Raw genomic sequence first — 11,997 nt, forward strand, 5'->3', positions numbered from 1 at the left:
CGCATGCGCGGAATCATCCTGGCGGGTGGATCGGGTACCCGGCTCTGGCCGATCACCAAGGGCATCTCCAAGCAGTTGATGCCGATCTACGACAAGCCGATGATCTACTACCCGCTGTCGACACTGATGATGGCGGGCATCCGCGACATCCTCATCATCACGACGCCCGAGTACAACGACCAGTTCCGCGCCCTGCTGGGCGACGGCGCCGACCTCGGGATCACCATCGAGTACGCCGTGCAGCCCTCGCCCGACGGCCTCGCGCAGGCGTTCATCATCGGCGAGGAGTTCATCGGCGACGACAGCGTGGCGCTGGTGCTCGGCGACAACATCTTCCACGGCTCCGGCCTCGGCACAGCGCTGCGATCCCACACCGACATCGACGGCGCCGTCATCTTCGCCTACCAGGTGAGCGACCCGACCGCCTACGGCGTGGTCGAGTTCGACGACGACTTCCGTGCGATCTCGATCGAGGAGAAGCCGTCCGAGCCGAAGAGCGATTACGCGGTGCCCGGCCTCTACTTCTACGACAACGACGTGGTCGAGATCGCCAAGACGATCGAGCCGAGCGCGCGCGGCGAGTTGGAGATCTCCACCGTCAACGAGCGCTACCTCGAGCGCGGCACGCTGCAGGTGCAGGTGCTCGATCGCGGGACGGCGTGGCTCGACACGGGCACGTTCGAGTCGATGATGCAGGCGTCGGAGTTCGTGCGCGTCATCGAGGATCGCCAGGGGTTCAAGATCGGCTGCATCGAGGAGATCGCCTGGCGCGCCGGATGGATCGACGACGCGCAGCTTGCGGCGCTCGCGGCGCCGTTGGTGAAGAGCGGGTACGGGGCGTTCCTGCAGCGACTGCTCGACGACGCATGAGCCGGGTCCGCACGGTCGCGACAGGGGTCGCGACCCGGATACCGCGGATCATCGGCTCCCGCTGGTTCCTCGTCGCGGTCGTCGCGGCCTACGTCGCAGGAGCCGCGCTCATTGCGCTCGCGGCCAGGCCGTTCCTGCTCTACGACGAGTTCTACCACTTCCGCATCGCGGAGCTCTACACCGGCCAGTGGTCGCCGTGGATCGCCGACGGGAGCGGTGTGACGGGGCTGGGCGACGTCGAGCGGCTCTCGTCGTACCTCTTCCACTGGCTGATGAGCTTCCCGCTTCGAGTCGCGCAGGCGGCGGGACTCGGTGAATACGGACAGGTCGTCGTCCTGCGGCTGCTGTGCGTGGCGTTCTCTGCCGCTGCGATCCCGATCTACCGGGGCGTCCTCCGCCGGATCGGTCTCTCCGCCGCGCTCGCCAACTCCGCGGTGGCCGTGTTCATCCTCCCGCCCGTGGTCATGTTCCTCGGTGCCACGGTGAACTACGACAACCTGCTGCTCCTCCTCGCCGCTGGGTGCTTCGCACTCGCGGTGCGGGCCTTCACGTCCGAGCGCGCGGACGTGCCGGCGATCGTCTCGGTGATCGCGCTGGGCAGCGCCGCGACGCTCGTGAAGACCGCGTTCCTGCCTGCCTTCGCCGCGATCGGGGTCGCCCTGGTCGTGAACGAGGTCGTCCGCGGACGTGCCGAGGGTTTCCGGTCCCGGTGGAGCGTCGATGCAGCGGGATGGCTCCGCCGACCGACCACGTGGCTGCTCCTCGCGGCGGCGTTCGCCGCAGTCGTTCTCTTCGTCGAGCGTATCGTCGGGAACGTGCTCGCCTACGGCACTCCCGACCCGGACTGCGCGCGGGTGCAGACCGAGGAACTCTGTCGGACGTTCGGGGTCTGGCGGCGGAACGAGGCGCTCGAGGCCGCAGCGGCGGGCAACCCGATCCAGCTCGGCAACGGACTGCAGTTCCTGATCGTGGACTGGCTGCCGGAGTCCGTTCGTACGGCCCTCGTCGTGGGCGGCGAGACCGCGCGTGGCATCCAGACGTCCGAGGGCTCGCCGATCGCACAGACGACGGTCGGATGGGTGGCAGTCGTGATGGTGTTCCTCGTGGTCCTCGCCTCGACCCACGCGCTGCGCAACCGTGCCGCACGGGTGCTGGCGATCGCGTTCGCGACCTATGTGGCAGCCCTCTTCTGGACCAACCTCGGTCACTTCGTGCGATTCGACGTGCCGCTGGCGATCCAGGCGAGGTACCAGCTCATGTTCCTCCCATTGCTGATCGGCGCTGCGATCGCGATGTTCGCGCGAGTGCTCGATCGCACGCAGCGGTCGCCCATCGCGTGGAAGCTCGCGGCAGTCGTCGTCGCGGTGTTCCTCGCATTCCAAGGTGCCGGCGCGATCACCTACCTGGTCGGATCCGACGATTCGTGGATCATGCCGGGCAGCCCGGTGGAGGGCATCGTTCCGATACTCCGGCGGCTCGCCGCTTTCGGAGTCATCGGCGTCTGACGCTACACGACCACGGCGGACGAGAGCCTCCGGTCGCGCAGCATCCACATGGGGACCGCTGTGGCGGCGGCGAACGCGAGCCCCGCACCCAGCAGGCCGACGAGCACCCACCAGGGCACGTAGGCGATCCCCAGCGCACGAAGCGCCGCTATCGGGTCCTCGAGGAGGAGGTCCGGTCCGACGGAGTAGGCGATGATCGATGCGGCGGATCCCAGGATGAGCAGCACGCTCCAGGCCGGGATCAGTACGGCCCGGATCCGTGGAGCGAGGATGATGCCACCCACCATCGCGGCGGAGAACGCGAGGGTCGCGGGAAGGAAGTAGCGCGTGTTGTACGCGCCGTATCCCACCGAGTGGCTGAGCTGCATGAGGTACGCGCCGATCGCGAGGCCGACCAGCATGGCCACGACGGCCCACTGGCCGAGTGACGGCCGGACACGTCCTCGGATGATGAGGCTGGTCCACGCCACGAGCGTGGCGAGGGTCGCCGCCCAGAAGAGCAGCGCGGACGCGGCGGGTGCCCACGCGACGACCGTGACGATCCACTTGCCGAACAGGCCGGCGGGGAAGGTGCCGTAGAAGTTCCAGTCCCCGAGGTTGTCGGAGAGCGTGCGTGCGACGCGCCCGATCGGCGAGACCTCGGTCGATCGGTGCCAGGCGCCACTGAGCAGCGCGTTACGCGCATAGAACCAGCCGAACGACGCGATCGCGGCGATCCACGGCACGGCAGCGGCTGCTCCGCCGAGGAGGGCACGACGCAGCGGCCCTCCGCGCCCGTGCAACAACGTCCCGACCATGATCGCGATGGACCCGACGGCGAGTACCAGGATGAACGTCGCCTTGCTGCCGGCGCCGACGATCGCGAGGCCGGAGAGCGCACCCAGGCGCCACCACGACGGTCCTCGCAGTAGTACGGAGGCAGAGGTCGCGAGGGTCCAGATCGAAGCCACCACGAGCAGCATGTCGCCGTACACCTCGCCCGAGAAGCGCAGGTAGGCGTAGGTGAACCCTCCGGTGGCGGGAAGGGCGATCGCCAGCGGAGCCCGAAGGCGCCCACCGATGATCCAGCCGGTCCACGCCAACCCGAGGAGTCCGATCAGGCCCAGGCCGATGTTCAGAGCCCGCAGGATTGCAACGGCACGGATCCACGAGTCCTGGTCCTGCATCCCCGCCTCGAGGAGGCCTCCGACGAGCGCGGCCGCGATCACGTAGTACAGCGGCGGGTGGGCGGAGGCGTACTGGCGACCGGCCTCGAGTCGCGACTGGTTCGCGGTCCAGACCGCCGGATCGAAGACGTGGCCGAACGGCTCCGGCAACTGGCCGCGCGCGACCTGGAGCACGTAGTCCAGGTGCTCGTACGCGTCGGCGCTGCCGCTCCAGCGCAGCGAGTACGCCGCGAAGGCGGCGACGCATACGAAGGCGATCCCGATGAGTGCGACGCCGATTCCGGCGAGGCGTCGCTCCCGCGCGACGTCCGTGGCCGGCGCCGCCTCCATCAGGCCGCGTCGCGCCGCGGTGGCACGGGCAGCGCCCCGACCATCGGGACTCCGGGCTCGCCGTAGCGCAGGACCTTCGTGTACTCGAGGTTCTCCTCGAGCAGCACGCGGTTGGTACGCATCAGGTCGGCGAGCACGCCGAGGGCGAACGCCAGCAGCGCGCCGACCAGTAGCGCAACGCCGAGCAACAGCGACTGGATGTGCTGGCCGGCGTCTTCAGCGAACAGCGTGATCAACACCAGGTAGCGCACGAACGGGATCATCGCCCCGGCGAACATGATCGCGGCGATCCAGGCGAAGAAGACGAAGGGCTTGAACATGAGGTAGCTGCGCAGGATCGCCTGGGCCGACTTGACGACGTGCTCGCCCATGGACGAGAAGAGACGCGACTCGCGGGTCTTCGGATTCGTGTCGACCTCGACGCTGGCGATCTTGAGGCGCTTGTTGCCCGCCTGGATGATGGTCTCCATGCAGTAGCTGAACTGGGTGACGATGTTCAGCCGGAGGAGAGATGCCTTCGAGTAGGCGCGGAAGCCGCTCGCCGCATCCGGCAGCCGCGTACCCGCCGCCTGGTTGACGACCCAACTGCCCAGTGCCTGGAGCTGCTTCTTGAACCAGGAGAAGTGCGCGATCTTGTGGGTCTGGCGATCGCCGATGACGATGTCGGCCTCCCCGGCGATGATCGGTGCGACGAGGTCGGGGATGCGCGACTGCGGGTACTGGTTGTCGCCGTCGGTGTTGACCACGATGTCGGCGCCGTGCGTCAGCGCGTAGTCGATCCCGTCGCGGAACGAGCGCGCGAGGCCCATGTTGCGGTTGTGGTGGACGAAGTGGCGCACCCCGTACGCGCGCGCGACCTCGATCGTGCGGTCGGACGATCCGTCGTCGATCACGAGGATCTCGAGCTCGTCGACGCCGGGGATCTGCTTCGGAATGCTCTCGAGGACGAGCGGGAGCGTCTCCTCCTCGTTGAGGCAGGGAATCTGGACGAATACCTTCACGATGGGGTCTTTCCGTTTCGGTGCGGCCGGTGGGGACCGGACGGCGTTCAGTGTAGTGCGGCTCAGGCGCGGGGCGACGTGGAGTCGGATCCGCGCACGATGTCGGCGATCAGGTCCGCCTGCTGCACGGAGCGAGCCTTGACCTCGGGGAGGTGCCGGGCGAGCCGGTCGCGCACCTCGGGTTGCTGCGCGACGAGCGCCTCGAACCGCTCCTGGAGGTAGGTCGGCGAGAACTTGTCATGCCCGAATGCCCACTCCTCGAGCTCGAACATCTCGAGCACTTCGGCGTACTTGTGGCTCCACCCGATCACCAGCGTCGGCACTTCCATCGCGAGCGAGGAGACCATTGCGTGGAATCGGCTCGCGACGAAGAGGTCGCACCGACCGATGAGGTACCGCAGCTGCTGAGAGGTCATCTCCCGATCGAGGACGAGCAGATCGTCGCCCGCGGTGAGTCGATCGGCGATCGAGCGGCAGAGCGGGAGGTCGTTGTTGTGCGTCTTGTCGGTGCCGGTGCGCACGCTGTGCGGGACGAGCACCACGCGACGGCCGGTCGACCGGACCCACTCGATGAAGTCCACGAGCTGACCGGCATAGTCGCCGCCCTTCGCGTCGACCTTCTTCTGCAGCACGACGCTGGGGGAGATGCCGACGACATCGCCCTGCGCGAAGAAGTCCAGGTCGACGTGGTCGGCCACCGCGGCCGCCTCCGTGCCGTCGAGCTCGAGCGAGAACGCGTAGTCGGCGCCGGCCACGAGGTTGCGGAGCCCGAGCCCTTCCGCGAACTCGTGAGTGATGCGGCCGCGCGTGACGAGGGTGCGCACCTTCGGCAGGAAGGTCTTCGACGCCCACCGGTTCACCGGGTTGCGGAAGGGCCCGACCGCCTGTGCGCACTTGAAGACGGGAGTCCTGGTGTTCAATGCGGGCAGGATGGACGCCACGTTGTAGAGGAGGAACTTCTCGCGGCCGTCGGTGAAGGTGATCCCGCCCTGGTCGAGCAGCACCGACGAGCGAGCGAGCGCGCCGATCGCCCGCGAGCGCCGCCGGATGAGCGGACGCACCGGCGGGAGCAGGCGATACGTCAGCGCCAGCAGGTTGATGGTCACGCCGAGCTGCCGGGGCGAGGCGGGGACCACCTCGAGGTTCGGGTACGGGTTCTGCGCGGCATCCTCGGTCGGGTACATGCTGAGCAGCGTGAAGTCCACCTCGCCGAGGCGCTCGCCGAGGGTCTGGACGGCGCTCTCGAGCATCGCCGCAGCGCCCTTGTTGCCGGACAGGGCGGAGCCGATGATGGTCACGTGGTACGGGGTCATGGGCGGTTCTCCTTCGGGATCGCGCGGCGGAGCGCGAAGTAGGCCAGCGCGACGACGACGTCGCCCAGCGTGCTGAGCAGCCGGGCGAGCAGCGCGATGACGATCGCCTGCGCGGTGGTGGTGTACTGGCTGAGGACGAGGACGATGATCGCCTCGCGCACGCCGAGCCCGCTGGGCACGAAGAACGCGAGGATGCCGATCGCCCCGGCGAGGACGTAGGCCGCGCCGAAGGGAAGCCACTCGGCCGGGGTCACCTCGGTCACGGTGGCGGCGAGGATCACGAAGCCGACCGCGTTGAGCAGTCGGGGCAGCAGGAACTCCGCGAGGCTCGCCAACGTCTGCGGTGTGGAGAGGAAGTACTCCTCGGGCACTTCGGACTTCAGCGCCCGCCGCGCCGCGACGTTGACGACGCGGTGGAAGAACGGCTTCCACATCACGAGCCCGAGGGGCACGAGGGCCAGCAGCGGAAGCACCAGCGTGATCGGGTTCTCGCCGAAGAGCTCGATGCCGAGCGCGAGCAGCAGGATGAGCACGGAGGGGATGATCGAGGCGAGCTGCAGCAGGACGTTCTCGTAGACGAACGAGATCACGACCACGGTGCGACTGAGCCCGCGCTTGCCGGCCCAGACGACCTTGTTCACGACCGAGCCGACCTGGCCCGGGATGTACTTCAGGAGCCACGACAGCGACTGGACCGCCATCGCCTCGGTGCGCGTGATGCGGCTGCCGTCGAGGCGGCGCAGCAGGCGCCCCCAGAGGAGCCCGGTCACGAGCACTGCGGAGGCGAATATGAGGGTTGCGAGCACCCACGTCCAGTCGAAGCCGAGCTCCGCGCTCGCGACGTCGTCCCAGTTCCGCGCGAGCGTCACCGCGAAGAAGTAGCCGACCACGGCCACGACCGCGACCGTCAGCAGCCAGCGCAGCGCCTTCCGGAGGCGCCTGCGTGAGCCGTCGGACGCCATCACGCGAGTTCGTTGAAGCGCCGGAACGTGTCGAGTTCCTTCTTCTGCGAGAAGGGCACCAGTCCCTCGGCGTGCGAGTAGCCGACCGCGATCAGCATGACGACGCGGTCGGTCGTGCGCAGTCCGAGCGTCTTCTGCATCTTGCGCTCGAGTGGCTCGAAGTCGGGCCAGTTGATCACGCTCGAGCTGAGTCCGAGGGTCTCGAGGGCGAGCAGGAACGACATCGCGGCGAGTGAGCTGTCGACGTAGATCGCGTGGCGGTCGCGCGGGCTGAAGTAGCTCTCCAGCTTGCCGATGACCACGACGATCGAGGGGATGTTGTCCGCGTACCCGGCGGTGCCGAAGGGGATGCGGGACACCGTGCGCACCATATCGGGCTCGTCGAACACGCGGAACTCGTACGGGAGGCGATTGCAGGCGGTCGGCGCCTGGCGGGCCAGCAGGAGCGCCTTGTCCATCAGCTCGCGGGGAACCGGCCGATCCTCGAACCACCGCACGCTGCGGCGCTGCATCGCGAGCTCGTGCAGTTGCTCGTAGCTGATGTCCGAGAGCGCCTTCTTCGGGTAGGGCACCTTGCCCGTGAACTCGGCGTCGTGCCCAGCCGCCCGGAAGCGTGCGAGCGCTGCGGCGACGGTCTCGTCCGAGTGGTCGACCACCGCGAAGTACTCGGTGAGCACGTCGTGCGCCCACTCCATCTCGCTGGGCTCCATGGTGCCGGGTGCCGTCTGGACCTGGCGGACCGCGTCCTCGTAGAACTCGATGGTCTCGGCGATGTAGTCGCGCGCGAACACGGGTCGCCGCGGGCGCATCGTCAGCCCCTTCTCGATGCGGTGCACGTTGCGCCGCAGCTCCACGTGGGTCGGCCGGTCGCGGTGCTTGTTGCGGTAGTAGTCGCGCCGTCCGCGGAGGACCGCCGCCTGCTCGCGGTTGAAGGTGAGGAAGCTCACGACGAAGTAGAGCCAGACGAGGACCCGGGATGCCCCGAAGGTCTCGAGCAGGACCCGGTTGACGACCTCGTAGGTGCGCCGGATCCACGTGATGGCGAGCAGGTCCTTCGCGATCCGCTTGAGTGTGTTCAGCACCGGGTCTCCGAGATGATGGGGGAACGAGTCAGGGCGCGATGCGCCCCGGAAATCCTAGTCGATGGCCGACTGGACGATCGCCGAGTGCACGGGTCGCCCGCCGATCGCCCGGATCAGGCCGTCTGGTCGCCGCGGCCGCGGGCACGCGAGCGGAGGCCGAGCCCGGTTCGGAGGGCCAGCCGGAGCGGCGCGTGGTACCAGCGGTCGTACACGCTCGCGAGATAGCGGTAGGCGCTGGCGTGGTGGGCCCGGTCCATGCGCCGGGCCACGAGCGAGGTCGAGCGGGCACCGAAGTGGAGCACCGTGGCATCCGGGACGTAGATGCTGCGCCAGCCGGCGTCCGCGAGCCGCTGCCCGAGGTCGACGTCCTCGAAGTACATGAAGTAGTCGTGGTCGAACCCGCCGACCTCGTCGTACGCGGAGCGACGCAGCAACAGGCACGCGCCCGAGAGCCAGTCGGTCGCGCGCCGCTCCGTGCCGTGGTCGTCTTCGGCACGGTACGCCCGGGTCCATGGGTTGCCCGGCGCGATCCTGCCCAGGAGCGCGTGGCCCACGCCGGTGCCGACGCGCGGGAATCGACGTGCCGACGGATAGACGGCGCCGTGCTCGTCGACGATGCGTGGGCCGAATGCCGCACCCTCCCGCACGGCGTCAGCGGCATCGAGGAGGGACCGGATCGCGCCGTCGGTGAATTCGACGTCCGGGTTCGCGATCACGATGAACTCCGGGTGCGAACGGAGCGCCGCGACCCCGGCATCCGCTCCCGCTCCGTACCCGAGGTTCTCGTCGAGGGCCACGAAGGTCGCGCCCGCGGCTCGCGCTCGCCCTGCGGAGAGGTCTCGGTCGGTGGAGGCGTTGTCGACGACCACGACCTCCGCGGTCACGCCGTCCAGTGCAGCGGGAAGGGTTCGGAAGAACCCCTCGAGTGCATCCTCCGAGTGGTACGCGACCGTGACGACGGCGACGGTCGGGCCGGCGGTGTCAGCGCTCGACATCGTCCGAGAACGTCGCTTCCGCGTGCACGACACCGGTGAGGCGCTCGTCGTACGGCACCGTGAAGGATGCGGCCTGGGCGACGTCGAACAGGTGCACGCCCGCGCTCGTCATGAGCGACGCGTGGATGAAGTAGCGGCCGCCGGCGAACGGGCTGTCCTTGACGATGAACTCGACGGTCCGCTCGTCGCGCAGAGGCCCGAGCCGATCGGCGAGCCGGGCGGATGTGGTGCCCCAGATGGCCGGCCCGAGCGGCGTCGCCACCTGGATCGCGCAGACCCAGTCGTCGAGTCCGGTCGGATGCTCCATGGTGACGGCGATCCGAAGGTCGTCACCGGGCGCGACGGGGTCGCCCGGCTCGCGTCCGACGGCGTGCACGACCGTCTCGACGATGCTCCCCGTCGGAGCGGGTTCGACGTCGGCCTCGGACTCCTCGGCGACGCGCGCCTCCTCCAGCAGGTCGCGGAAGCGCTCGACCGCGGTGGTCGTCGCACCGTCATGCACGACGCGTCCGTGGTGGAGCAGTACGGCGCGGTCGCAGAGCTCGGTGACCTGGTTGAGATTGTGCGTGACGAGCACGATCGTCCGGCCCTCGGCCTGGAATTGGCGGATCTTGTCGAGGCACTTGCGTTGGAACGCCTCGTCGCCGACCGCGAGCACCTCGTCGACGAGCAGCAGGTCCGGGTCGGTGTGCACGGCGACAGCGAAGGCGAGTCGCACGTACATGCCGGACGAGTAGAACTTCACCTGCGTGTCGATGAAGTCGCCGATGCCGGAGAACCGCAGGATCTCGTCGAACCGCGCGGTGGTCTCCTCCTGGCTGAGGCCGAGGATGGAGGCGTTGAGGAAGACGTTCTCGCGACCGGTGAGGTCGGGATGGAAGCCGGCGCCGAGCTCGAGCAGTGCCGCGATGCGCCCCCGGCGGGCGACCGAGCCCGCCGTCGGGTCGATGATGCCGCCGATCACCTTCAGCAGCGTCGACTTCCCCGAGCCGTTGTGGCCGATCAGGCCGATGGTGGTGCCGGCTCGCAGGTCGATGGACACGTCGCGCAGGGCCCAGAACTCCTCGCGATGCCGACGACCGGCCCGCCCGAAGGTGACCAGCCGCTCCTTGAGCGAGTTGTCCTTGCGGATGACGAATCGCTTGCTGACGTCGGAGACGTGCACGATCGTCGGGCGTTCTGCTGCCGGGGTCAGGTCTGGAGTCGTCATGTGCGGTCAGAGCTCCTGCGCGAAGTTGCCCTGCAGGCGTGCGAACACACGCTGGAAGACCACGATGAGTGCGACGCTCACACCGATGGTCAGCCACAGTCGCAGCATGAGGTCGTCCGGGTACGGGGCGCCGCTCTCGGCGCCGCCGACCCAGAACGCCTTCTGGAAGCCGAGCACCGCGAGCGTGACCGGGTTGCTGGTGTAGACGTCGAGTGCGATCCCGGCGCCGAGGGCATCGCGAGCCATCTCCCAGGAGTACACGATCGGCGAGGCCCAGAGCAGGATGAGCAGCAGCACCTCGACGAGGTACTGGAGGTCGCGGAGGTAGACGTTCGTCGCTGCGAGGAGGAGTCCGAGCGCGGTGCCGAAACAGATGAGCAGGAGCGCTGCCGGGATGAAGTAGACGAGGTCGGCGGTGAGCGGGGGCTTCCGAGCACGATCGTCGCGACGGTGAGGATGACCAGCTGGATGCCGAAGTTGAACAGCGCCGAGCCGACGCTCGCGAGGGGGAAGATCTCCCGGGGAAGGTAGACCTTCTTCACCAGCCCGCTGTTGGAAACGATCGACGAGGTGCCGCCGGAGACGATCTCGCTGAACAGGCCGTACGCAGTGAGCCCGGTGAACACGTAGATCGCGAACTCCGGAATGTTGCGCTCGGCGCCGAGGAATCGGCCGATCACGATGTAGTAGATGAGCAACTGCGTCAGCGGGCGGACCAGCGTCCACACGACACCGAGCGCGCTGTCCTTGTAGCGTGCCTTGAGGTCGCGGCGAACCAGCAGGCCCAGCAGGTCGCGGCGGTGCAGGATCTCGCGGAGCGAGCGTGCCGGGGTGGAGTTTCGGGCGACTTCCACCATGGGTTCGCGCGCAAGGCGTGCGTAGCGTTCCTGCGCGCTCATCTGTCTGTGTCAATCCTCCGGTCGGGCGTCAACAGTATAGAGCGCGCGTGATGCGGGTCCGGTCGCGTGGTCGCGACCGCCACGCCCGGCGCCGTGTCCTCCGGGGAACGCGCGTCCCGCACAACTAGCATGACGTGCGACACCGAGTCGGAGGGGGCCGAGTGCAGCAGGCGGTGCCGGGACGACGCGGATTCCTGACGCGGGCGAGGGTCGCGCTCGTGGCAGCGCTGTCCCTCGTGCTCATCGGTTCGACGCTCTCCCTCGCCGCCGGCCCTGCGGAGGCCGCCGACGCCGCCGACTTCGACGCCGGGCACATCGTCAGCGACGCCGTGTTCTACGACGCCTACTCGCTGGACGCGGCGGCCGTCCAGCGGTTCCTCGAGGCCCGGGTGCCCACCTGCCGGGCGACGACCGGTCCCGACTGCCTCAAGGACTACCGGGCGTCGACGCCGACGCGGGAGGCGGAGGCGGGCCGCTGCGAGCGCTACGCCGGCCGCAGCTCCGAGTCCGCCGCGGAGATCATCGTCCGCGTGGCCCGGGTGTGCGGCGTCAGCCCCAAGGCGCTGATCGTGTTGATCGAGAAGGAGCAGAGCCTGGTCACCGCCACTGCTCCCAGCTCGCGGCAGTATCGCAGCGCGACCGGCTACGGCTGCCCGGACACCGC

General features: G+C 68.7%; 10 protein-coding genes and 1 pseudogene. 2 read left to right on the forward strand and 9 right to left on the reverse strand.

Translation table 11 applies throughout. The features are described from left to right. The first annotated feature begins 3 nt into the window (after positions 1–3). Both rfbA and QUE38_RS13510 read left to right on the forward strand, forming a co-directional pair. Positions 4–870 (forward strand): glucose-1-phosphate thymidylyltransferase RfbA, encoded by an 867-nt coding sequence (gene rfbA, locus QUE38_RS13505; RefSeq protein ID WP_286308785.1) that lies wholly within the window; start codon positions 4–6, stop codon positions 868–870. Next, positions 867–2,375, forward strand: a complete 1,509-nt coding sequence (locus QUE38_RS13510; protein WP_286308786.1) for a glycosyltransferase family protein — start codon at positions 867–869, stop codon at positions 2,373–2,375. Before rfbA ends, QUE38_RS13510 begins: the two co-directional genes overlap by 4 nt. A 2-nt stretch (positions 2,376–2,377) precedes the next feature. On the opposite strand, the gene QUE38_RS13515 is transcribed toward QUE38_RS13510, so the two are convergent. From QUE38_RS13515 to QUE38_RS17675, 9 genes and pseudogenes are all read right to left on the reverse strand, one after another. Further along, positions 2,378–3,871 (reverse strand): hypothetical protein, encoded by a 1,494-nt coding sequence (locus QUE38_RS13515; protein WP_286308787.1) that lies wholly within the window; start codon positions 3,869–3,871, stop codon positions 2,378–2,380. Beyond that, positions 3,871–4,872, reverse strand: a complete 1,002-nt coding sequence (locus tag QUE38_RS13520) for a glycosyltransferase family 2 protein (protein ID WP_286308788.1) — start codon at positions 4,870–4,872, stop codon at positions 3,871–3,873. Before QUE38_RS13520 ends, QUE38_RS13515 begins: the two co-directional genes overlap by 1 nt. Before the next feature lie 62 nt (positions 4,873–4,934). Next, positions 4,935–6,185, reverse strand: coding sequence for a polysaccharide pyruvyl transferase family protein (locus tag QUE38_RS13525; RefSeq protein WP_286308789.1), 1,251 nt, complete (start codon positions 6,183–6,185; stop codon positions 4,935–4,937). Further along, positions 6,182–7,147 carry a lysylphosphatidylglycerol synthase domain-containing protein gene (locus QUE38_RS13530; RefSeq protein WP_286311835.1) on the reverse strand — a complete coding sequence of 322 codons (966 nt, stop codon included), beginning with the start codon at positions 7,145–7,147 and terminating at the stop codon, positions 6,182–6,184. The genes QUE38_RS13525 and QUE38_RS13530 overlap by 4 nt, the downstream gene beginning before the upstream one ends. Beyond that, a complete protein-coding gene (locus tag QUE38_RS13535; RefSeq protein WP_286308790.1) occupies positions 7,147–8,229 on the reverse strand; it encodes a nitroreductase family protein in 1,083 nt (360 codons plus the stop codon). Before QUE38_RS13535 ends, QUE38_RS13530 begins: the two co-directional genes overlap by 1 nt. 113 nt (positions 8,230–8,342) lie before the next feature. Next, on the reverse strand, positions 8,343–9,224 hold the full coding sequence (locus QUE38_RS13540; protein WP_286308791.1) for a glycosyltransferase: 882 nt from the start codon (positions 9,222–9,224) through the stop codon (positions 8,343–8,345). Continuing rightward, a complete protein-coding gene (locus QUE38_RS13545; RefSeq protein WP_286308792.1) occupies positions 9,211–10,434 on the reverse strand; it encodes an ABC transporter ATP-binding protein in 1,224 nt (407 codons plus the stop codon). The genes QUE38_RS13540 and QUE38_RS13545 overlap by 14 nt, the downstream gene beginning before the upstream one ends. A 6-nt stretch (positions 10,435–10,440) precedes the next feature. Next, positions 10,441–10,731: a hypothetical protein gene (locus QUE38_RS17670; RefSeq protein WP_350227658.1), complete on the reverse strand. Its 291-nt coding sequence runs from the start codon at positions 10,729–10,731 to the stop codon at positions 10,441–10,443. A 194-nt stretch (positions 10,732–10,925) separates the two neighbouring features. Then, positions 10,926–11,333, reverse strand: a pseudogene (locus tag QUE38_RS17675) (ABC transporter permease); the annotation flags it as partial. Between the last annotated feature and the right edge of the window lie 664 nt (positions 11,334–11,997).

The organism is Agromyces mangrovi (genome assembly GCF_030296695.1).
Classification (GTDB): Bacteria; Actinomycetota; Actinomycetes; order Actinomycetales; family Microbacteriaceae; genus Agromyces; species Agromyces mangrovi.